Source organism: Microbulbifer sp. CNSA002 (assembly GCF_047324085.1).
Lineage (GTDB): Bacteria > Pseudomonadota > Gammaproteobacteria > Pseudomonadales > Cellvibrionaceae > Microbulbifer.
On record NZ_CP172449.1, the window covers coordinates 5,233,756 to 5,256,910 of the forward strand.

Consider the following 23,155-nt stretch of genomic DNA (forward strand, 5'->3'; position numbering starts at 1 on the left):
CCGCTTTGATCCCGGTAATTTACCCCCTGTGAAATCAACCGGTTACTCAACCCAACAAAACAAATATAGCCGCCAAACACAGAATCGGGCGGAGGGATATTTCAATGAACACCACCAAGCAGAACAAGCCGCGCCACCATTTGTTGGCTCTGGCTGTCCTGGCACTGACCCTGCCGATGGGTGCTGTGGCAGAAGCCGAAAGCGCTCTCGAAGCTACCAAAGAAAAGGAAGTAGAAAAGGCGGAAGCCCAATCCTGGGATATCAACAAGCCACCCTACGAATTCAAACCGATCCAGTTAGACACCCGCGAGACCACCTGGAGCAACCTGGATATCAGCCCAGATGGCAAAACCATCCTGTTCGATATGCTCGGCGATATCTACACAGTGCCGGTAGCAGGCGGCGAGGCGGTAGCCCTGACCAATGAAATCGCCTGGAATATGCAGCCGCGCTTCAGCCCGGATGGCAAGACCATCGTGTTTATCAGCGACCGTGACGGCGCCGACAACATCTGGTTGATGGATCGCAATGGCGACAACCTTCGCCAGCTCACGACAGAGAAGGAAAACTTGCTGCACTCACCTAACTGGAGCCCCGATGGCCAGTACCTGGTAGCGCGTAAAGGCTTTATGTCTGGCCGCAGTATCCCCGCCGGTGAAATCTGGATGTACCACTACGGTGGGGGTGAAGGTCGCCAACTGAAAGAGCGCATCGGTGGCGATATCGCCCAGAAAAATATTGCCGATCCAGCTTTCTCTCCAGATGGACGCTATGTCTATTACTCCATCGATACCACCCCCGGCACCGTGTGGAAGTACAACAAAAACTCCACCCAGGAAATTTTTGCCATCAACCGCTATGACCTCCAGGATGGTGAAGAGGAGACCTTTGTCTCCGGTCCCGGTGGCGCAGTGGCGCCTGTACCATCCCCGGATGGCAGTAAACTGGCCTTCATTCGCCGCCAGGACAACCAGACCTCCCTATTCCTGAAAGATTTGGATACAGGACTGGAAACACCGGTTTACTCCGGCCTCGAACGCGACCTGCAGGAAATCTTTGGCCCCCATGGCAACTACGTTCAATACGACTGGATGCCCGATGGTGAATCATTGGTCGTTTGGACTGGCGGTAAATTCCTGCGCATCTCCATCAACGGCGACAGCGTCGCACCGATTGCGGCCCATGTGAAAGTTGAGAAACAGGTAGCGGATGCGGTGCGCTTCCCGGTAGACGTAGCGCCGGAAACCTTCGATGTGAAGATGATTCGCTGGGCGCAGAAATCCCCCAACGGCAAGCAGGTCGCTTTCCAGGCATTGGGCAAGATTTATATTCAGGATGTCGCCAGTGGTGAGCGTCGTCGTCTGACCCGCCAGGACGACCACTTTGAGTTCTATCCCAGCTGGTCCCGCGATGGTCGCGAGATCACTTATGTATCTTGGGACGACCAAAACCTGGGCCATGTGAGGGTAGTTTCCGCTCGCAACGGTCGCGGTAAAAACATCACCAAGCAGCCGGGCCTGTACGTTGAACCAAGCTTTTCTCCAAGTGGTGACGCAGTGGCCTACCGTCGCTTTACCGGCGGCTATCTGCTCAGCCCCGAGTACTCCCTGGAACCGGGCATTTACCTGGCAGACGCCGACGGCGACTGGCAGCGCCGGGTCGTGAAGTCTGGCTATGAGCCTCATTTCGGCGCCAGCGAAGATCGTATCTACTTCTCCGAGTACCAAAACGCTGACGGCGGCAAGCGCGTGCTGAAGAGCACCAACCTGGAAGGCAAGGATGAGCGCGAGCACCTGCACGGCGCTGAGATTACTTCCTTCCGCCTGTCTCCAGACGGCAAGTGGGTTGCCTTCACCCAGGACTTCAAAGCTTTTGTCGCGCCCTTTATGCATACTGGCAAATCCGAGGTTATCGGCCCCGATAGCAAAGCAGTCAAAGTCACCCAGGTATCCAAGCGAGCCGGTGAAAACCTGCATTGGTCTGCCGATAGCGACACTTTGGGCTGGGCACACGGCCCCAAACTGTTCGAGCGTGAACTGAAGGACGCCTTCGAATTTGTCGCCGGCGCTCCGGAGGAACTGCCAGAGCCAGTTTCTGAAGGCATCGACCTGAGCTTTGAACAGTCCTTTGACAATCGCGCAGGTCTCGTTGCCCTCACAGGCGGCAAGGTTGTCACTATGCGCGATGCGGAAAACACCCGTGAAATTATCGACAATGGTGTGGTTCTGTTCCGGGGCAACCGTATTGTCGCCGTGGGACCCGCAGCGGAAGTGGAGATTCCCACCGAAGCGAAGCGTATCGATATCACCGGCAAAACCGTTTTACCGGGGCTTATTGACGCTCATGCCCACGGTGCTCAGGGTCGCGAAGAGATTATCCCGCAGCAGAACTGGAACCTGTTCTCCAGCCTGGCATTTGGAGTGACTACTATTCACGACCCCTCCAATGACAGCAGCGAGATCTTCTCCGCCGCTGAAATGCAAAAGGCCGGCCTGATTACTGGGCCGCGTATTTTCTCCACCGGCACCATCCTCTATGGCGCCAAAGGTCCAGGCTACAAAGCCAAGATCAACTCCCTGGAGGACGCTCAGTTCCACGTGAACCGCCTCAAGGAAATGGGCGCCATCTCGGTGAAGAGCTACAACCAGCCCCGCCGCGACCAGCGCCAGCAAGTACTGCAGGCAGCCCGCGAAGCCGGCATTATGGTAGTGCCCGAGGGCGGCGGTAAGTACCAGCACAATATGAACATGATTGTGGACGGGCACACCGGTATTGAGCACTCACTGCCGATCGCCAATGTCTACGGCGATGTGGAGCAGCTGTGGAGCCAAACCCAAGTGGGTTATACACCGACCTTCGTCGTGGCCTACGGCGGTCTCTGGGGTGAGGAGTACTGGTATGACCGCACCGAGGTATGGAAGAACGAGCGCCTGACCCGCTTTACCCCCGATTTTATCGTTAACCCCCGCTCTATCCGTCGCCCCACTGCGCCGGATGCCCACTACAACCACTTTAATGTGGCCCGTCAGGCCAAGCAGCTGCGCGACGAAGGTGTCACCGTACATATCGGCGCCCACGGCCAGCGCGAAGGACTTGGAGCCCACTGGGAGATGTGGATGATGGAGCAGGGCGGTTTTACTCCTTGGGAAGCCTTCCGTGCCGGTACTATCGATGGTGCCCGCTACTTGGGTATGGACGGTGATATCGGCAGTATTGAAGCTGGTAAGCTGGCTGACCTGATCGTGGTTGACGGCAACCCCTTGGATAACCTCCGCCTGTCAGAGAACATTACCTACACGGTAATTAATGGCCGTGTGTTTGAGGCGGAGACCATGAATGAAGTAGGGGCTGGCGAACGCTTGGCATTCTTCCACGAACGCCTGCCTATCAGCGCTATGCCCGCTCCTACGGCAGAAGCGGTACAGGAGAAGATGGAACGCCACCACTGGGTACACTAACCTCAGGCACAAACTGAGATGTAAACAAAAGGCCGGGGACAAACCTCCCCGGCCTTTTTTATTTTAAAGCCCTACCTGGTCCGGCGACGTCCTCCCAGCTTATGCCAGAGAATGGCACGATAGATTGCGACAGGCAGTCTAAAGATTCCCGTAATCAGCCACCAAAATGACTCATAGATGGCAATCGTCTGATCCACTAATGGATGATCCTGGTCGAGCCTTTCTGGATAGTGATCGTGTCGCAATATGCCCCGATGAAACAGAAATCTGCGTAAAGGCCGGCTCAGTCGCCAACTAAAAGACTTGGTTATACGGTTTAAGTTATCGGCGAGAAAGCTCTCCGAGGCTATCTTTTGCTGTGTGAGCAGTTCGAAATAGTGGCTTTTGGACTTATTTTCATTCTGCCAATCAGTATCAAAATCCATCTTTGTTAGCCAATCGCTTTCCCCGAATCCATCTATCTTGCGCAGATCCGATGTGTATTGAGGGATAGTTATCTGATTGTTAATGATGGCCTTGGAAATACGATATACATCAGCATTCATCCGGTCAGGGTTCTGCAATTCCCGACTAAGCCTTTGCTGAAAGCCTGACCGAAATTTGAAATGGAGAAGATGAGCGCAATTTTTACTGAGAGGAACCGGCGTACATGAGTGGGTTGAACGTAAATATTGAAAACCCGTCCGCCAATAAACAAGCGGAATTTTATAGGATTTAACAAAGTAATCAGAAATACCAGATATTTGCGCTCTGGCTTTGGAGCGAATTTCAAAAAAAGGAAAAGCTAATATGCTTTTTTTCTTAAAGCTTTTATAAGATACATAGTTAGGCGTTGATTCCATTAACTCGGAAAGATTTCTTATATCATATGTATTCCCTTGAAGGTTGTCGCTAAAGAAATCTATTAGTGGAGTATATAGAGCAAAAGCTAATTCACCCTGCATAAGCTGAGTCATAACTTTCAGGGAAGCTTTACCTGAAATTTCAGGTAACCAGAGAAACTCATCAGCATCTACCACAAGAGTCCATTTTCCCTGGCAATAATTCCGGGCAATTCGGTTAACCCAATCTACACCTGCGTTTGCCTGGGGGTAGCCACAATCAACTTCGTATAGCTGGACATCATTCTGCTTCAGTAGATAGCTTACCGAGTTATCGCTACTTCCCGTATCCACCAAATGGAAACATGTCACACCTAAAGACCGGTAATGGTCAAGAAAAGCTGGGAGAATATCCAATTCATCTCGGAAGATGCAAATAAGAGGGAAGCGTGTTTCACTAGCACTTTCAATGTACTTAACTACTTTCAAACTTTCACCCTAGCGAATTTACGCAGCCTTCGAATCGTTCGCTTTAAAAACCCTGGCTTATATTTTCCCCCTTTATTTTTTTTGGCTTCTTTTTGCTGTTTTCTTAGTAGTAGGAGGCTTTTCTCTTCCGAGTCGAGCCCTTCAAGGTAAGGACTTATTTGCCTGAAATCTCCTTCTTCTTGAAGGTGATTTCTGGATTTCATAGAGTTGTCACCGGTGCGATAGTAATATAAAGGATCAGGATAATAGGATACATTTTCCTTTGCTAAAATTAGCTTGCTATAGAATTCAATATCATCCTTACCTGTTCTATATCTCTCTGTATAACCTCCGTGATCTCTAAACTTAGTAGCTTTTATCAGACACGTCGCATCACCGACTATATTTACTTTCGTTGCCCAGGCTCTAGCTGGCCCCATAAAACGAATTTGAGTTCCGAGCATACCTTCTGGAGTATTAGGTGCCCCCTTGCCGCTGAATCGGATAGAGCTACAAGTCAGGCAATCAATATCTGCAAAAGTTGCCGCGCTAACCAACTTATCTACCATTTCCGGCATCATGACATTGTCATCATCAAAAAAAAGTAGATAATCTCCGCTTGCATTTTGTGCTGCAGTATTTCTAGCAGCCCCTACATATCGGTTTTCTTGGTATACAAACTGCCAGCCCTTCTTCTGATAGTGACTTTCTATAATTTCCAGCGCGTGTAGCGCTTCTTGTGAATGGCTACCATCATCAACCACAATAACTTCTATGTTCTTATAAGTCTGATCTTCAACACTTTTTAACGCTTGATAGAGAAAGTCTGGACGCTCAAAATGAGTTACGCATATAGAAACCAAGGGATCATGCCTATTGGAAGATCGGGCGTTTTTAATAATTGAATGCTCTTGGCCATGCCACTTATTCCACACATCTAGCGACTTCTTAAGCCTCTGGTGTTTTATACCCGGTGCAGGAAGTTTCTTTACATGTAATTCCAACTTTCTCGCTAAAGCAATATGATTTGGCTTGAAGAGGATTTTTTTTCCATTTTCGTCATCAAGTAACTCTCGAGTACCACCAGTATCAGCAGCAATAAATGGTACTTTAGTTGCAAGGCATTCGTAGACAGAAATCGGAGAGTTTTCTAACAAAGCTGGAATAACAGCCAAACGTCCTTCTCCACTCAAATACTCTACAGCCTGTATAGCATTACAATCATTCATAAAGGAGACGTCTGTACTCCAATGCTTTTGGTTTTCCTCTATGAATTTTCGCGCATCAAATCGATAAGAGTGTCCTCCCAAAAAAGTAATCGATGGTAATCTAACTCCTCTTTTAGCAAGAGTGTTTAATGCATTTACAAAAAGAATAATCCCCTTGCGAGGCTCAAGCCGCCCGAAAAACACCCATTCTTTTGTCTCCAAATTACTACTTTTTATGGCTTCATTATCAGATAAAAGATCGTCCAAAAATACATTTGGCCAATAGTAACTGCGCTCAGGCAGGCGGTATTTATTATTTTCCATCCAGCAGACTAAGTGTTGACTTCCACAGATCAGAGTATCTGCCATCTCGGCACTTCTACGCTCCATAAATACCCACCCCAATTGCCGTTCCTCTTTAAGGAATTGTTGATTACCTTCGGCAGACCAGAGTGTTGGGGAAGAACCTTTAACAGCAAAATGTATATCTTGGAATGCAATACCAAGACTCTTGGCAAGTAACGCTATATAACCCATTCCACGCCATTCTGAAACATGGACAATATCAAAGCGATCATTTCGCTTGAGCCATTCATAGGCTGCATAGGGCATTGCCATAGTACGAGCCATTGTCGTTTTGGCTAGCGCTTGCGGTGCAACACCATGAAATTCAACATTGAGTTTTGCAAAAAATTTTTTTGTGATTTTCATTTTCACAGGATTTTTTGCTAAACCATTAACGAAACAGATGGTGACTTTGTGACCAGATCTCTGCAGAAAAATAGCCAAATGAAAGTAAGCCGTTCCAATACCACCATTTTTTATTGGACCAAATATATCCTCCGTTAGTATGCATATACGTTTAGATTTCTGAACAGCTTCAAGGCGTATATCCTCGTGAAGCTCTTTCATTATTCAAGCCACCTTAGATCGCGACTAACATTTGTTTAAGATAACGCAATCGGCCATTTCGTAAGACAAGTCCATTTTCCTTAACACGTACGGTAATTTCTGAGTTTTCCTGCTTTATTTCAGGGGTTAATGAGAACCGGAATCCATACCAAGCTAGTTTCGGGTTTCGAGTACCGAAACGTTCTACATAACGATTCGCCGTGGCTTCAGCTACAATATTTCCGTTCACCTCTAAGACAATCACTAAATTTTTAGCTATATTGCTTCTATCCCATGCCCATCCCTCAAGAACCCGTGGATCGAGTGCAAAAAGCTCTCGCGGTGGAATTGACCCCTTAATAGGTGAGCCAGTATATCCCTTAAATATACGTTGTAAGGTAGTACCTGATTTTTGAATCACAGCCTGAAAACTAAACTTGGGTTTAAATTCAGTTTCATTGATTTTTCCCTGCTCATGGATAATTTTTGCAATATCATGTTCAGGCTCATCCTTACCTTCTACTGTATAATCCTTGTCTACAAACTCTCCTACCTCTGCGTGATCTTGCCCATATAAAGTGGTATCTTCAGTATCTATCCCTTGAGTACTTTCAGCTGTGTTATTTTCCGATTTAGAGAAGAAACTCCAGGTATATTTTTGGTTAAATATCTCCTCAACTGCTACCTCATTAAGTATTGGACTTCCAGAGATAGCTGCAAATACATTTTTAGAAAGTTTTATAACCCGTATAAAACGGGTGTAAGTCATTTCTTGATCTTCTAACAGAAACTTAATATTAAATTTTTCACCTTCTTCCCATTTATCTGGAATTGGGAATCTATGTAAAGTAAGTTCATTATCTTGTAGCTCCAAAGAAATTGACTGGGGCTCGCCATTAACGATTAATTGCCTATTTCCCGGACCTTTGGCTACACAGAGCAAATGGGAATTTCTCTCGTCCAAACCTACAACCACCCTCGGATTACGGTTTTTCATTTTACGAGGCCGGTCGGCATGTAAAAGCCACACGGGTTCCTCATCCAAACGATTCTTATCCCGATAAAGTGCTGGTCTTAATTTAGCTCCAATAGGCTGAGCTGAAGGAAGAAGGGCTAGTTTACGATAGGCAATATTATCATTTTCAATCAACGACATTGAGCGAAGATAGACTGAGTTAGCGTTATTTCGAGATTCTTCCAGTTCTTCTAAATAGTAATCGCTCCGAAGATGGCACTCAGGAATAACCATCAATTCAAACCCAAATTCTTTGTTCGCCCTTAAAATATATTCTTGTACCAAACCGTAGCGAATATCATAAGGGAGTATTGACCCCACCTTACTTGATACCAGTTTTGGAATACAAATAATATTTGTGCCTATAGCATTTCCAAAGCTGATCTCAGAGACGATATCTACACCTATCGGCATTACCACCTTGTTTTCAGGTAGAGATAAAAAGCTAGTGATTATGAATTCATGATTTATTTGAAGAGTTTTGCGTAACTCACCACAAAATTTTCCACCTAACCGAGAGGATGTACCATCACAGAGAATGCAAGCATCTAGAGTACTTTCAGAAAGACTTTTTGCCAGTGCAATCCCTGCTGGAAATCCAATGAAATCCACCAAACTACAATTGAGACCGGCTTCCAATAGAAAGTTAGAAGCTCTCTCAGCAATATTTTCAAGATAGGGATCAATTAATAAAAACTTGATGGAGTCGGGTCTATCAACTAAAAGTGCCTCAGAAAACTCCATAACACTCTCAGTATCCCGCAATAGAACAACCACTTCTAGGGTCGGTAGCTCCATCTCATTAGAAGCTGTTAAGGTGGGCAAGCCTGTAATCTTGGTGATCGCTTCAGCACCACTATACTGCTTAAAAAGATCTGCTAAGTAGGCATGAAAACCATACCAAACTTGAAGGTTATAATTGTTATCAAAACTGGAATGCGCAATCCTATGCCCATTCTTCAGTACCTCTTCTAGCCTTTTCGCAAGCTCAAATGCGTAGGGTGCGATAAGACAACTTTCATGGTCTTCTTTTGCGATAAGTTCTGGAGTTCCCCCTACTCGCGTTGCAATAAAAGGAATATTATTCTCTAGTGTTTCATATACTGCCATGGTGGAGTTTTCAATCAGGGAGGGCATTACCGCTATCATATCCCTGGAACATAAAAAAGAGAGAGCTTCCGGCTGGTTATAATCTGTGATGCAATTGACTTCAAAACTCCAATTAGATGCTTTTCGCTCAATATAGTCCGCAACCTTCTCATTGTTTTGATTAGGTAAGGCTTCACCATATTTACCTAGGAAATTAACTCTGGTAGGACAATTCCCCGTCCGCTCAAGTAAATCCAGAGCGGTACAAAAGAGCTCCAATCCTTTCCGCATTTCCAAACGACCAAAGAAGGTCAATTCGTTAGTGCGAACTACATCACCAGGCTGTCGATTAATGCGTTTATCATCAACGGGAACTTCAGAAAAATCGAGAATATTTGGCTGAACATAAGTTGATGTTGGCAGCTTATAGCCGACATAGCGCATAAAGCAAAGTAGGTGTGCGCTACCACCAATTACCATATCGGAAAATTCAACACATTTCTGCTCAGCAAAACTCGCTGGTAACAGCTCCCTTTTTACCAATGGCTGCATTTGATAATGACGATTCCAGAGGTGCGGGGACGATGTCTTTACAATAAATAAAGTATCTTTAAACGCCAAACCCAACTTCTTAACCATTAACGCATAAATTAATCCACCTCGCCATTCGGAAGTGTGGATAACATCAAAACGTCTCTGTTCAATTAACCAGCGGTATGCCGCACTATATCGTCGCTGCCAACTCTGTGAGGGGCCGATTATTGTTTCATCCGTGTGCACCAAGTAGTGCAGTGAAACACCAAAATTGGAATATTCCTCAACCCAATACTCAGGTGTTTCATTCTCAACTGTTTCACCTTTTAAGTAGAGCACATGTACTTCGTGCCCATGTGCTGCCAGTCCTTTCGCTAGGTGATAGTAGGTTGAAGCAATCCCTCCATTTCTCACCGGACCTAGGATTTCTTCTGTGGCTATACAAACTCTGAGCTTCTGGTCCGACTCAAAACCTGCATAAGTATTTAAATCAGGGAATGATTCTACTGAAAATTTGTCAATCTGCATTCTGTAGGGCCCTCTGCGAGAGGCTAGGCTTCAGAACATCCTCCTTATTGACAAAGTAATCCCATGTAATTTGAATACCGTCTCTTAATGATACCTCCGGCCTAAAGCCCAAGTACTGTTTTGCTTTAGTAATATCCGTATAGTTATGGCGCACTTCACCTGCCCTGAAAGGGTGGTTAGCTATTTCAAGATCTTCATGGCAGCCCGAGACATCCCTTAGTAAACTAATTACTTCGTTAATTGACGTCGGCTGGCCGCTACCCAGCTGAAATACCCCATTTTCTCTCTTTTCCAGAGCCCTAATTATTCCCTGGCAGAGATCGCCTACAAAAATAAAGTCTCTAGTCTGATAGCCATCTCCGTAGACATCACAGACCTGTCCTTTCAGAATATTTTTAATAAAGGCTGCTATCACACTTCCTTTGTGAAAGGAAAGCGGACCATAAACATTAGAGAATCGTAAAGAAGTTATTGATAATCCATAACTTTGAGAATATGCAGAACAGTAGGCCTCTGCTGCAGCCTTAGACGCACCATAAGCCGATGCGGGATTCACTGGCATTAATTCGTGTACTGGTGGATCAGCTTCTCCAATGATCGCCCCACCTGTAGAAGCATTAATGAGATGTCTAACCTCATACCTTCGCATTGCTTCCAGAAGATTGACAGTCCCCTGTACATTTACTTCAAAATTATAGACAGGGTTATTTATTGAATTAATAACACGTGTATCTGCAGCTAAATGTATAATAGCATCAGCTTGCTTTACAGCTTCATCTACGTCCCGTTGATTTCTAACATCTCCTCTAATAAATTGGTGAGGTATTCCGGCTAATGCTGCGGTAGTGCCAGTGACCTCATTATCTAAAACTAAAATTTCGTCATATAAACTCAAAGTACTGAGATATTTGACTAAATTTGAACCTATAAATCCACATCCACCAGTAATAAGGATTCGCGTAGACATAGCTAAAGCTACCCACTAGGAAATGGTTTCAGTAACTTCACTAGTTTTTTCCCGATAGGAAATATCGGCAAGTTTATTACCTTTTGTCCAATAAGAAACGCAAGGTATTTTTGTATGATCAGCCCGATCTTGATATTGCATTGTTATATCTGTAATTTCTTGCAGAAGGCTATCTTTAATAAGAATCGGCTGCCATCCAAATGAACGAAGTAAATCATTTTTTACATTGAGATCATTTCTCTCTGCCTCCTTCCTAGGGTTTGGCAGATAACTTATTTCACAGTCTGTCAGTGATTGAACTAATTGTGCAAGATCGGAAAGTGTTTGCGTTTCCGCCATCTGATTGAGAATCAGTGGCCGTTCACCGAGCTCCGGTGGATGTAAAAGTGCCTGCTCAATACATTTGCAAGTATCAGAGATATGGATAAATGCGCGAGTTTGACCACCTGTGCCATGAACAGTCAGTGGGAAACCGACAGTCGCTTGCATTAGAAATCTATTTAGGACTGTGCCGTAGTCCCCGTCATAATCAAAACGATTTATCAGACGCTCATCCAAACTAGAGAGTTCAGTCTGCGTTCCCCAAACAATCCCCTGGTGAAGGTCAGTAATACGAAGCCTGTCATTTTTCGCATAATACTGAAACATCTGCGAATCCATCGTCTTGGTCATATGGTAAATGGAGCCGGGATTAGGCGGATAAACGATAGAGTCTGAAATTTGACGATTATCAACTGTCTCTATTTTTACATCCAAGTAACCTTCAGGTATTGGTATGGGCTCCTCATGGCCGTAACCATACACTCCCATTGTACCGAGGTGAACCAAGTGAATATCAAGCTGCGTCTCTACAATCGCATTGAGAATATTATGAGTACCACAAATATTATTAGCGATCGTATAATTTTTAGTAGAGCTGCTTTTCATCGAATAGGGCGCAGCGCGCTGCTCACCAAAATGAACTATACTATCTGGCTTTTCCTCCTCTAAGAGATTTACAAGATCGTTAAATTTCTGGGAAACATCCAACTCCACAAAGCGAATAACCTTTCCCGTTAATTCAAACCAGGTATCAATACGCTCTTTCAGTTCTCGAATCGGTGTTAATGATTCTACATTGAGCTCACTATCAATTTTTCTTCTAGAAAAATTGTCAATAATAATAACTTCATGACCTAAATTACTCAGATGTAATGAGGTTGGCCATCCACAAAAGCCATCGCCACCGACTATTATCAGTTTCAAAGAGCCACCTCCACAAGTTTTGCCAACCAGGCCGTTGGCAGATCAATTTATTCAGGATTGAGGTGTTATCGTCTGCTGCTTAATTGGATAACGTGAATCTTACAAAATCCAATTTATAACACAGGCTTTCCAGCTTTACCGATTATACGAGTTAGCATCCGCGCCAACTTTTATAGATTGCACCTTGAATAGTTTTCTCAGAGAAAATAAATTTATTATTTGACAGCTCCAACTTTCACATTTATGAATATTTTCATAGCTTAAGAAAATCAGTGCTAGCTGCGAGCATGTACTCAATAATAAGCAATCTTATTATATTTGATTTAAATCGAGCGCAACTGCACCTATTTGCAGCATGCAAGTCAATATCCACGCCAAAAAACCTGGTTACCATTACTTGGAAAATTAAATGTCTACTTTAGAAATCAATCAGCTGGATAACTTTGAACAAGGGAAGCAAGCTGCATTAGCTGGAGAAATAGACCTGGCGAGAGAGTTATTGCGTCCAATTGCCGATCTCAACCCTTTTCATCCGGCTACTTATTTCCTGTGCTATGCCGAATCAAAAAATGGGTCGATTCTAAATTGTGATAAGTATGCGCTGACCTTCATCTCAAGACATCCACACCATGTAGGCATGAGAATAATCTCCGCTATGCTAAATATAGCTAAAGGAGACATAGATCAAGCTGAAAAAGATATAAAAATAGCAATCAAGTGCAATCCAGAACATAAACGAGCTCTGAAAGTCTTTGACCAAGTCAAACTGATACGAATCGAAAATAACGCCAGGGAAGCGATTGAAATTTTAGACACTTCCCGTTCTCACCCTGCATTTTCAAAACTTTCCCGCTCAAAGGCAGCAAAACAACTAAAGAAAATAGAACCTTTAGAAGATTGGGATAATCATGAATTGCAAGCTAAAATCGCATTTTTCCACAACTGCACTAATATACGCCATGCACTGAAGAATTTTGATTCGGATCTCATCACTAGTGCCGTTGAACTCGGCTACTGCTCATGGCCAAGAAAATTACATAAATATGTACAAGGGTGCAATGTTTTAGATGTCGGTTGTGGTTTTGGCGGCTATGCCATGGGCTACCTCTGTGCTGGAGCAAACAGTTATACCGGTGTAGACCCAGCAATGTCTTTAGACTCCAGGAGGGTTCGCAATAAAAGGATAAGAAAGTGGGTTAACGCTCCAATGTCCGGCCAGGACATCATGGATTTAATCCCGGATATTGATCTACGCCAGTGCTCTACCCGCGATCTCGTCGGCATAAAGACCTTTGATACGGTTTGCCTACACAATGTCACTGAGCACCTATTGGAAATTGAGGGTGTATTCGAGGATATTGCGGGGTTGTTAACCAAAGGAGGAAAAATTATATTTCTGCATCACAACTTTTATGGCTGGAGTGGGCACCATATGCCTCCTCATAATCCATCAGTTTTGGATGAAGGGAATCCAGATCATCTTAAGTTTTGTGATTGGAACCATATTAATATTGTTCGCCATTTGCCACATGACCACTATTTACACACACATCTAAATCGCATTCGAATCGATGAATTACGCGCATTAACACGTAAGTATTTTAATATCGAAACCTGGGAACTACAGCCTTCCCATAGTAATGTTTTAGAGCGTTTAACTCCGGAAATAGAGACCAGGGTAAGAGAAGAAATTCCTGATATTACACTGGATGAAATGAAGACAAATGTTGTTTTTTGTGTAGCTTACGCTAAGTAATCAATTTTTTTCCGGAGCAAAATAATGTACGAAATTGATGATGCGGAAATTGCAAGGGGTTGTTATGTACACCCAGAAATTTCATTTTCTAAAACTGAAGTTCCACAGAGCGTATTTGAGACACCAGGAATGGTTTCGATTGCCGAACGCAAATTACTCTATTCATTGGCGTCAAAAAACTTCCAACAAAAAGGGTATATTGTTGATGCCGGAAGCTTTATGGGAGCATCTGTGGTTTCTCTCGCACATGGGTTGATGAGTAACTCAGATTTTTCAAACAACAGAAATTCAAATATATTGGATAGTAAACCTATTAGTAGTTATGAATTGGGTTTTCTACCTAAACCAGCAAATGGTTCGGATCGTGTTTGGGAGTGTGACTCACTAACCTATAAGTTTGGTGAATCTTTTGTTCCAATACTAGAAAATAGTATTTCTCCATTTCAGTCATTGATTGAACTAAATATCGGTGATTTTAATGAGTTTTCCTGGCCTGATAATCCAATTGAAATTTGTTTTATTGATGTATGTAAAACTCAGGACCTAAATAAACATGTTTCAGCAGAGTTTATGCCAAAGCTGATTGAGGGCGAATCATTTTTCATTAATCAAGATTTTTTCTTTGATCGTTTACCATGGATTAAAGTAACCATGGGATATCTTGAAGATTATTTCGACTGGTATGGGCAAGTATTCTCAAGCTCAATCTATAAGTGTAAAAAACCAATTCCTAAGGAAGTAGCTGAATACGACCCATTCACCGAAGCTAGCCTAGAGGAATGCTTGAAGCTCCACGATAATCATCCTAAAGAACATCTAACAGATGCTCATAAATTAAGAATGTGCTTGTCTCGCTCATACCTTATTGCAATGAAGGGGGATAAAGATGAAGCACTAGATTATCTCAAAGTAGTTGAAAGTGATTATGAGCATATGATGGATGAAAATACTTCTATAGACAGAAATGATCGTTTTCGATTCAACAGAGCTGTCCGGCAAATAAAAAGCGGAATTTTTAGTTGAAAACTAGTATTTGGGATAAATCAAAAAGGTCAGGAATATAGTTTCTGACCTTTTTGTTCAAACAAAATGTATTTAAATTTAAGCTAGGCTTATATTCATGTCTTTTTTCAAAGCTGCATCAAGTTCTTGAGCTCGTTGAAATGCTTTACGTTAAGCTAAACGATTTACATACTCCTGATACTCTTCACGTCCATCTATAGTTCCAAACTGTAACCCCCACCCCAGCTGTGCACCAATATATACATCTGCTGCTGTAAAACGTTCTCCAATAATATACGGGTTTGATTTTATTGCACCAGATAGCGTATCTAGTGCAAGTTTATAATTACCGTAACCCAACATTTGCTGTTTATCTTTAACCTCATCTTCATCAAAGATATATTTATTCACGATGGCGGACTCCAATGGTCCAGCTGAGTAAAACATCCATCGGTAATAATTGGCACGCTCTTCGTTATTTATCGGAGACAAACCTGAATCGGAAAATACATCTGCCAAGTAGATACATATTGCTGCTGCTTCAGTTATTATTTTGTTGTCGTGCACTAGTGTTGGAACTTTCCCCATGGGATTCAAAGCAAGATACTCTGGCGATTTCATGTCTTCGCCATATTCAAGTACTTTGGTTTGATAGGGTACCGATATCTCCTCTAACATCCATCGAACAATACAGCCTCTCGACTGAGGATTCGTATAAAAGATGATTTAATTTGCCATGTCAATATCTCGAATTTATGTGGAAACATAAATTTTAGCTAGGCAAGTATCATTTCTTCGAGAGATTTACATGTCAAGTTATTAAGTAAAAATACTATCTATTTGCTTGGACAATTCACTCGGCTAATTCAACAGTTATATTCTCTGGCCCCAAGAGAAAAGCTAATTTTTTATTTTGATATTCCAATATTCCACTTCTTGTGCTGATTCCTTGCTTCGATAAATATTCTAAAGCCTCATTCAAATTATCTACCTTTAAACACAGATGGTTATAACCGGGCCTTGCCAAGTCAATTAGTGATGGATTAGTTTTAACCGCTGGATATCGGTAGTGAAGTAGCTGTATCTCAAACTTCGGAGATGACTGCTTTAGTACCATCGTAAAGTGATCTGCTTCTACATTATCGACCTGAAGATACTGCGACGCTTTCTCTCCAGTTAGAAAATTTTTGAGTAGAAGCTCAAAACCCAGCAGTTCAAAAAAACTGACACTTTCCTCTAGTTTCGTAACAACTACTGTTACGTGATCTGGATGTTTAAACATGGATTGAGAGCCTTCAATCTGGATTTAAGTACAAGTTTAGATGTAATTGATTAAGTTTTTTCCAAATACAAAATATACAAATCAAATTTCTGTATTTTTAAGCAGGTTATTACTCAATATATAAGTTAATTTGTTGTTTTATATTCCAGTTCTTCTAGAGAGTACCGAAATAAATTTGTCACATTATCTTTCAAATGCTAAATATATAGGTTTGCTTATTGTTTTAACGGAGTGAACTGGTGGTCGAAACTTTATCCCTAAGCAGCAGTATAAAGTCCAATATAGCTAAATTATTTTTATTACTCTCAGCTTCTAGCAACTTTGTTTATGCAGAGACAACTATATTTCAAGGTGACATACTTCATTTTACAGCCGACCCGGCGAAGACCAATAAAGCTTATGAGTATATTGAGGATGGCGGATTAATTGTCAAAGATGGAATAATTGCAGGGATAATTTCTGAACAACAAATTTCGGAAAAACAAAAAGAAGCAGAGATTGTAGATTATCGCGGCAAGTTAATACTTCCCGGCTTTATCGATTCTCATATTCACTATCCACAAACAGGGATGATTGCGGCTCATGGCGAGCAATTATTAGAGTGGCTTAAAGAATACACCTTTCCAACTGAAAGTAAATTTTCCGATAAAGTACACGCGAAGGAAGTTGCAGAGTTCTTTATTAGTCAGTTACTTAAGAATGGCACAACATCAGCACTTGTGTTTGGTACCGTTCACCCAGAGTCTGTAGATGCTCTCTTTGAAGTTGCTCAACGGGAGAACATGCGACTAATTGCAGGTAAGGTACTGATGGACCGCAATGCCCCAGAATACCTACAGGATACACCCGAAAGTGCCTATTCCGATAGTAAGAAGCTGATCGAACGTTGGCATAATAAGGATCGATTGAGCTATGCCATTACTCCAAGATTTGCCCCGACAAGTACTCCTGAACAGCTTAAGCAGGCAGCTAAGTTACTAGATGAATATCCCGGTGTGTATATGCATACCCATGTTTCCGAAAATAAGGATGAAATTAATTGGGTAAAATCATTGTTTCCAGAAGCAAATAGTTATCTTGATGTTTATAACATATATGGATTAAATCGCGACCATTCAGTGTTTGCTCATGGTATTTACCTGGATGACCAAGAGATGGAAACTATGGCTTCGGTAGGTAGCGCTATAGCTTTTTGCCCAACGTCTAATCTGTTTCTAGGGAGCGGATTATTCCCGCTTAATAGAGCTGAAGAAATTAATGTTAGTGTGGGCCTGGGAACCGATGTGGGGGCCGGCACCAGTTTCTCGATGTTAGAGACTATGGATGAGGCCTATAAGGTAGTTCAGCTACAGAAGTCGATTGAAGATGCCAGTGGTATAAAGACACTCTCTCCACTTAAAGCTTTCTATCTTGCGACCTTAGGATCTGCACAAGCACTGGATATCGATAAAAGAGTTGGAAATTTTGAAAAAGGAAAGGAGGCAGATTTTATTGTTATTGATTTAGAGTCAACTGATTTAATGAAGTTTAGAATGAAGTCTGTAAAGACACTTGAAGAAAAACTATTTGCCCTGCAGGTTCTTGGTGATGATAGAGCTATATACAGCACATATATAATGGGTGATAAAAAATAGTTTATCTGGTATTTGATATCGCGTGACCTATTTTTCGATACTCTTCTTGTACTCGCTCTAGATTATCAACCCCAAGGTAGTAGTCGTCTTTGCCAAAAATACTCTCCCAAACAAAGGGATAAATGGCAATTACCTTGGGGTTTGCTATCGCAAAATCATAAGCTTGCTTTGCCTGGCTGATTAATTTTGATTCAGAAATACTACCGAAACCTCTGTTGGAGGTTTTAAATGCCCTCGGTATTAAATAATAATTAACATCTAAATGTGATGTTTTAACCATTAGCTTTTCTACTAATTGTTGTTGAAAACTCTCTCCTACATAGTAATTTACAGCAAATAAATTATACTTTTTAGGAATTATTTTTTTGAAATTTGACTTTCTAACTGTTCCATTCATAAATGTAATTGCTCTTTTTGCTTTAGGAAAGCTTTCTTTAACTAATTGAGCAATTTCTTCTAGATATAGCTTTAGTGTTTGATTATTTAATTTTGAGCGATGGAAGGGTTCATCTAATGGATCAAACGCTATAATAATGTCACTAAATGGCTCTAATCGTTTCTTTGCTAGTTCCCACCGCTCCAAATAATCCGCTCGTTTCCTATAGGTCGGATAACCATCAAAGAATATTGGTGCTATTTGTACCCATATCTTTAGTCCATGATTCCTTGCGGCCTTCATGATATCTATTTCATTGTAATAGACGTCAACAAAAGTTGTAAATTGCGACACCTCACTGATTTCATCTATGGTCCATCCAGAGTGAAAGAATCCAAATTCTGTTAAATGCTCTGGAACTTTAATGTCATTATGTATTAACGAGGGAGTAACTATATTTCCATGTAAGAAAACATGTCTCGGACGTTTTAAGTCTTCGGCTAAAGTGGCTTTATTACTGGATTTTAGAATACCAATGGCGTTAGATTTTTCAGGCAAGAAAATTAGAGTAATAATAAAGGAGATAAATACGCCAGTCGCTAAACACTTCATCGTATAAAACTTCTTAAACAAAGAATTAAGTCATCTCTAGTGATTATTGTAGCAACCGCTATTACTAAGTAGTAACTTATTCAATTGTCTAAAATAGATGCATGGCAGTGAAGTTGCCAATTTATACAATTAGGCATCAGCTTCCAGGGCCGATACCTAATTGAGATATTACTGTGATATCATCAAATATTGTTTTGTTTCTACATCAAAAACAGCTACGCCTCGATTTGGCATAGAGACATACAGAACATTTTTAGCTTGATCTACTGCTGGAGTAAGCAGCATATCCTCCCACTCTTGTTGTATGGCACTTAAAAGCAGGGTTCTATTTCCGGTTTCTCTATCTATAGCCAAAAGTTCCATGTTAACTGGTTCATCATCGCTGTCTGTGTGATTGTAATCTTCTACATATATTAGATTACCTTCATTGCTATACGCCAAATCCCCTAATTCATGGACACTTTCTCCAGCACCAATTTCATTACTTGATATGATTTTTGTTATTTCATTTTCCAGATTAAACTCGACAACTTTCCCATGAATATCTGAAATGTATATTTCTGTAGATTCTGCATTTATTGAGATATGGTTTGGATACCAGAACCCCATATCGGGGAAAGAATTGATTTCAGTTCGATCTCCAGACTGTAAGTCTATCGATATCAGTGAGCTACTAGAAATAGCGAGTATTCTATCTCGAGTAGTATCTATAGATAGTCCTGTAAGGCCATTAAAATTCTCTCCAATACCGACACCAGGACCAGAAATAACCAATCTTTCCCCTGTTTCTGGATCTACTTTAATTATACTTTGAGAATTTATTTCTTGTACGTAGATATTTCCGTTTCGACTATCTACTGCCAAATCTTGAAAGTGACCCTCGACTAGCCCTTCTCCATTATTTGGACCAGATATAATCTCCCGATCACCGGTTTGTGGATCTATCGCTATTACTTGGTGAATATTATCATATTCATATTTAGAGTATCGGGATTCTGCATAGTTATGATTGAGTAGAATAAGTCTTTGATTGTACTCATCATATGTTAGGTCAGAATTTGTCGAGAGTAGGGGACCTTTTCCTCTTATTCTTTTTGATACTAGTGTTCGGCTTCCATTTTCCTTATTAACCAAAAGAGTATGCCCTGTTGAGCATGCACTAATTAGAATTGATTCACCCGTATCAATGATACCATTTTTCGCTTCATCAAAATTCAGATTTTCATCACCGATGTCTAATTCTGACGACACTAGCTTTCGATCACCACTAATTAGGTCGATCTCAATCAATCTGCTGTGGGTATCACTGACATAAGCTAAGTTGACTTCCAAATCAATCGTTAAGCCTGTCAAGTTTTGTAGAGACTCTCCCGAGCCTACACTCACTCCTGATAATTCGGTTGCTTGCCAAGTAGCAGGGTTTAACTCCAGTAATCCATCCTCACTTACAGCAAAAAATCGTCCGTCGACAATTTCGAATCCTTGATTGAAATAGCCTACTGAACTTCCGTCTTCATAATTAAAAGAGGATATTTTTTCACGGTCCCCGGTGATAGGGTCTACTTTTATTAAATAGCTCGGAAAATAATTTTGCACATAGATATCACCAGAACTGATATCAATAGAAATTTGTGGTCTTCTCCCAAATGACAGTGAATCATCCCCTGACTCGGAAATGATATTTAAGCTATTAAATTCACGATCGATAGAAATTAGCTGGTCATTTTGGATTATTAAGAAATTACCCGTAGTGTGGTCAAATTCAGCTCCGACCACATCGGAGAACTCTGAGGAAATATAATCTTCCTGCATGCTTTCCAGATTTAATACCCTAGTAGGGTTAAAGGCGTACGCTAGATTTCTATCGCTATCAAATGCCAACGGACCGCAAAATCTGTAGCTATTAAATCCGTCATAGCTATTAACACTCACTGAGGCAGCAGCTGGGGAGGTATTCCCATTAATATCTGTTACCTCAATGTTAATGCTAGTCGTAGTGCCTTCCTCAAGCGTTATTTCTGCCTGCCAGGTTGCAAAATCATCATCCGATGTTGCGTCAATTCCATTTACAGATACCCTGGCAACACCAACATTATCATTTGCGCTACCACGCACAACCAGCTGCTCTTTATCACTCCATAGCCCGTCGCTAGCGGGAAAGATAATACTTGCGCTTGGGTATTCACTATCGGTTTCCTCTTTCGGTATCGAAGAGTCATTGCCGCCTGAAGAAGAACCCCCTCCGCATCCAACCATTAAGTACATCAGGAAGGTTATTAATAAGTAGTTTCTAATAGAGGTTTTCAACATAAATGCTCTTTATCGTAGAGGAGTCACTCGAAAAAATAGATAAAAAAAAAGCAGCCGAAGCTGCTTTTTTGTCGCCTGAAAACAGGCCTTACGAGTAGGTAAGAACTGCTTACTTACCGGCCGCCTTGCGAATTGCCTGCAGGGTACGCAGACGCGCTTCGGCTTCGGCCAGCTGGGCTGAGATGCGCGCGTAGTCGACTTCGGACGGCGCCTTGTGCAGGGCGTGTTCCGCTTCTTCGCGGGCCTTCTGCGCGGCGTCTTCATCGATCTCACGTTCGGCTACATCGGCGAGGATAGTCACCATATTAGGTTGTACCTCGGCGTAGCCACCGCTGACGAACAGTACTTCCTCTTCACCACCGGGCTTGATGATGCGCACCGGACCGGCTTTCAGAGCGGTGAGCAACTGAGCGTGACCGTAGGAGAGACCCAGCTCACCTTCGATACCACTCACAATCACCATCTCTACCAGCCCGGAGAAGAGAGACTGCTCGGCGCTGACAATGTCACAATGTACTGTCATGGCCATAGTATATGCCTCTCTCGATTAGCCCTTGGCTTTGTTGGCTTTTTCCACAGCTTCGTCGATGGTTCCCACCATGTAGAAGGCCTGTTCCGGCATGTGGTCATATTCACCATTCAGGATGCCCTGGAAGCCACGAATGGTTTCTTTCAGGGAAACGTATTTACCTGGTGCACCGGTGAAGATTTCCGCAACGTGGAACGGCTGGGACAGGAAACGTTCGATCTTACGGGCGCGGGCTACGGTCTGCTTGTCTTCTTCAGACAGCTCGTCCATACCCAGGATCGCGATGATGTCCTTCAGCTCTTTGTAGCGCTGCAGTACAGACTGTACTCCGCGAGCCACTTCGTAGTGCTCTTGACCAATTACTTGTGGGTCCAACTGACGAGAGGTGGAGTCCAGCGGGTCAACAGCCGGGTAGATACCTTTAGCGGCGATATCACGGCTCAGTACTACAGTGGAGTCCAAGTGCGCGAAGGTGGTCGCCGGAGACGGGTCAGTCAAGTCATCCGCCGGTACGTATACCGCCTGGATAGAGGTGATAGAGCCAGTCTTGGTGGAGGTAATACGCTCCTGCAGAACGCCCATCTCTTCCGCCAGGGTCGGCTGGTAGCCTACCGCAGAAGGCATACGGCCCAGCAGTGCGGATACTTCGGTACCGGCCAGGGTGTAGCGGTAGATGTTGTCGACGAACAACAGTACGTCTTTACCTTCATCACGGAATTTCTCCGCCATGGTCAGGCCGGTCAGGGCTACGCGCAGACGGTTGCCGGGCGGCTCATTCATCTGGCCGTAAACCATCGCCACTTTGGAGTTGGCTTTATTTTCCAGGTCAACAACACCGGATTCAGCCATCTCGTAGTAGAAGTCGTTACCTTCACGGGTACGCTCACCAACACCTGCGAACACGGACAGACCGGAGTGCTCGGTAGCGATGTTGTTGATCAGTTCCATCATGTTTACGGTTTTACCTACACCGGCACCACCGAACAGACCAACCTTACCACCCTTGGCGAACGGGCAAACCAGGTCGATTACCTTGATGCCGGTTTCCAGCAGTTCGGTAGAGCTGGACTGCTCTTCGTAGGTCGGCGCAGCGCGGTGGATAGAGGAGCGCTCTTTCTCACCGATAGGGCCACACTCGTCAATCGGGTTGCCGAGCACGTCCATGATGCGACCGAGGGTTTCCAGGCCAACCGGTACAGAAACCGGAGCGCCGGTATTGCGCACGGACAGACCGCGGCTGACACCTTCGGATGAACCCATGGCAATAGCGCGTACCACGCCGTCACCCAACTGCTGCTGCACTTCCATGGTGAGGTTCTTGTCCTCAACCACCAGTGCGTCGTATACATTCGGAACAGAATCGCGTGGGAATTCCACGTCGATGACCGCTCCGATCACTTGCACAATTTGCCCGTTACTCATTTCCGGAT

The 23,155-nt window shown here is 43.2% G+C and carries 15 protein-coding genes; 4 read left to right on the forward strand and 11 right to left on the reverse strand.

What is annotated here, in order from left to right; translation table 11 throughout:
• Positions 1-104: 104 nt before the first annotated feature.
• The gene (locus ACG1BZ_RS23180; RefSeq protein ID WP_413663860.1) at positions 105-3,458 is read left to right on the forward strand and encodes an amidohydrolase family protein; all 3,354 of its coding nucleotides are present in this window, start codon (positions 105-107) and stop codon (positions 3,456-3,458) included.
• A gap of 71 nt (positions 3,459-3,529) precedes the next feature.
• Here the strand turns inward: ACG1BZ_RS23180 and ACG1BZ_RS23185 are convergent, their stop codons facing one another.
• The 5 genes from ACG1BZ_RS23185 to ACG1BZ_RS23205 are packed head-to-tail and all read right to left on the reverse strand — an operon-like array spanning position 3,530 to position 12,224.
• Entirely contained in the window at positions 3,530-4,768 is a 1,239-nt protein-coding gene (locus tag ACG1BZ_RS23185) for a glycosyltransferase family 2 protein (RefSeq protein WP_413663861.1), read from the reverse strand.
• Positions 4,765-6,867 (reverse strand): glycosyltransferase, encoded by a 2,103-nt coding sequence (locus ACG1BZ_RS23190; protein ID WP_413663862.1) that lies wholly within the window; start codon positions 6,865-6,867, stop codon positions 4,765-4,767. The genes ACG1BZ_RS23185 and ACG1BZ_RS23190 overlap by 4 nt, the downstream gene beginning before the upstream one ends.
• Positions 6,868-6,880: 13 nt before the next feature.
• The gene (locus ACG1BZ_RS23195; RefSeq protein ID WP_413663863.1) at positions 6,881-10,012 is read right to left on the reverse strand and encodes a glycosyltransferase family 4 protein; all 3,132 of its coding nucleotides are present in this window, start codon (positions 10,010-10,012) and stop codon (positions 6,881-6,883) included.
• Positions 10,002-10,979 (reverse strand): SDR family NAD(P)-dependent oxidoreductase, encoded by a 978-nt coding sequence (locus tag ACG1BZ_RS23200; protein ID WP_413663864.1) that lies wholly within the window; start codon positions 10,977-10,979, stop codon positions 10,002-10,004. The genes ACG1BZ_RS23195 and ACG1BZ_RS23200 overlap by 11 nt, the downstream gene beginning before the upstream one ends.
• 15 nt (positions 10,980-10,994) lie before the next feature.
• Positions 10,995-12,224, reverse strand: coding sequence for an NAD-dependent epimerase/dehydratase family protein (locus ACG1BZ_RS23205; RefSeq protein ID WP_413663865.1), 1,230 nt, complete (start codon positions 12,222-12,224; stop codon positions 10,995-10,997).
• Positions 12,225-12,633: 409 nt separating this feature from the next.
• Here ACG1BZ_RS23205 and ACG1BZ_RS23210 point away from each other — a divergent pair, with 409 nt between their 5' ends.
• Together ACG1BZ_RS23210 and ACG1BZ_RS23215 are read left to right on the forward strand one after the other, a co-directional pair.
• Complete coding sequence (locus ACG1BZ_RS23210) at positions 12,634-13,980, forward strand: methyltransferase (RefSeq protein WP_413663866.1); 1,347 nt, start codon at positions 12,634-12,636, stop codon at positions 13,978-13,980.
• 24 nt (positions 13,981-14,004) lie between these two features.
• Positions 14,005-15,003 (forward strand): hypothetical protein, encoded by a 999-nt coding sequence (locus tag ACG1BZ_RS23215; RefSeq protein WP_413663867.1) that lies wholly within the window; start codon positions 14,005-14,007, stop codon positions 15,001-15,003.
• Between the two features lie 150 nt (positions 15,004-15,153).
• Here ACG1BZ_RS23215 and ACG1BZ_RS23220 read toward each other — a convergent pair whose 3' ends face one another.
• A complete protein-coding gene (locus tag ACG1BZ_RS23220) occupies positions 15,154-15,660 on the reverse strand; it encodes a glutathione S-transferase family protein (protein WP_413663868.1) in 507 nt (168 codons plus the stop codon).
• A gap of 175 nt (positions 15,661-15,835) precedes the next feature.
• Entirely contained in the window at positions 15,836-16,264 is a 429-nt protein-coding gene (locus ACG1BZ_RS23225; RefSeq protein WP_413663869.1) for a VOC family protein, read from the reverse strand.
• 239 nt (positions 16,265-16,503) lie between these two features.
• Here ACG1BZ_RS23225 and guaD point away from each other — a divergent pair, with 239 nt between their 5' ends.
• Positions 16,504-17,898 (forward strand): guanine deaminase, encoded by a 1,395-nt coding sequence (guaD, locus tag ACG1BZ_RS23230; protein WP_413663870.1) that lies wholly within the window; start codon positions 16,504-16,506, stop codon positions 17,896-17,898.
• Between the two features lies 1 nt (position 17,899).
• On the opposite strand, the gene ACG1BZ_RS23235 is transcribed toward guaD, so the two are convergent.
• The 4 genes from ACG1BZ_RS23235 to atpD form a co-directional block, all read right to left on the reverse strand.
• Positions 17,900-18,886: a hypothetical protein gene (locus ACG1BZ_RS23235; protein ID WP_413663871.1), complete on the reverse strand. Its 987-nt coding sequence runs from the start codon at positions 18,884-18,886 to the stop codon at positions 17,900-17,902.
• Positions 18,887-19,054: 168 nt separating this feature from the next.
• The gene (locus ACG1BZ_RS23240; protein ID WP_413663872.1) at positions 19,055-21,196 is read right to left on the reverse strand and encodes a hypothetical protein; all 2,142 of its coding nucleotides are present in this window, start codon (positions 21,194-21,196) and stop codon (positions 19,055-19,057) included.
• A 109-nt stretch (positions 21,197-21,305) separates the two neighbouring features.
• On the reverse strand, positions 21,306-21,725 hold the full coding sequence (locus tag ACG1BZ_RS23245) for a F0F1 ATP synthase subunit epsilon (RefSeq protein WP_108735087.1): 420 nt from the start codon (positions 21,723-21,725) through the stop codon (positions 21,306-21,308).
• A gap of 18 nt (positions 21,726-21,743) precedes the next feature.
• Complete coding sequence (atpD, locus tag ACG1BZ_RS23250) at positions 21,744-23,147, reverse strand: F0F1 ATP synthase subunit beta (protein WP_282930574.1); 1,404 nt, start codon at positions 23,145-23,147, stop codon at positions 21,744-21,746.
• Between the last annotated feature and the right edge of the window lie 8 nt (positions 23,148-23,155).

Bases quoted from the DNA above. Each gene is read 5' to 3' on its own strand.
- ACG1BZ_RS23180 (WP_413663860.1), top strand. From the start codon at position 105: ATGAACACCACCAAGCAGAACAAGCCGCGCCACCATTTGTTGGCTCTG.
- ACG1BZ_RS23190 (WP_413663862.1), bottom strand. From the start codon at position 6,867: ATGAAAGAGCTTCACGAGGATATACGCCTTGAAGCTGTTCAGAAATCT.
- ACG1BZ_RS23195 (WP_413663863.1), bottom strand. From the start codon at position 10,012: ATGCAGATTGACAAATTTTCAGTAGAATCATTCCCTGATTTAAATACT.
- ACG1BZ_RS23200 (WP_413663864.1), bottom strand. From the start codon at position 10,979: ATGTCTACGCGAATCCTTATTACTGGTGGATGTGGATTTATAGGTTCA.
- ACG1BZ_RS23210 (WP_413663866.1), top strand. From the start codon at position 12,634: ATGTCTACTTTAGAAATCAATCAGCTGGATAACTTTGAACAAGGGAAG.
- ACG1BZ_RS23215 (WP_413663867.1), top strand. From the start codon at position 14,005: ATGTACGAAATTGATGATGCGGAAATTGCAAGGGGTTGTTATGTACAC.
- ACG1BZ_RS23220 (WP_413663868.1), bottom strand. From the start codon at position 15,660: ATGTTAGAGGAGATATCGGTACCCTATCAAACCAAAGTACTTGAATAT.
- ACG1BZ_RS23225 (WP_413663869.1), bottom strand. From the start codon at position 16,264: ATGTTTAAACATCCAGATCACGTAACAGTAGTTGTTACGAAACTAGAG.
- ACG1BZ_RS23235 (WP_413663871.1), bottom strand. From the start codon at position 18,886: ATGAAGTGTTTAGCGACTGGCGTATTTATCTCCTTTATTATTACTCTA.
- ACG1BZ_RS23240 (WP_413663872.1), bottom strand. From the start codon at position 21,196: ATGTTGAAAACCTCTATTAGAAACTACTTATTAATAACCTTCCTGATG.
- ACG1BZ_RS23245 (WP_108735087.1), bottom strand. From the start codon at position 21,725: ATGGCCATGACAGTACATTGTGACATTGTCAGCGCCGAGCAGTCTCTC.
- atpD (WP_282930574.1), bottom strand. From the start codon at position 23,147: ATGAGTAACGGGCAAATTGTGCAAGTGATCGGAGCGGTCATCGACGTG.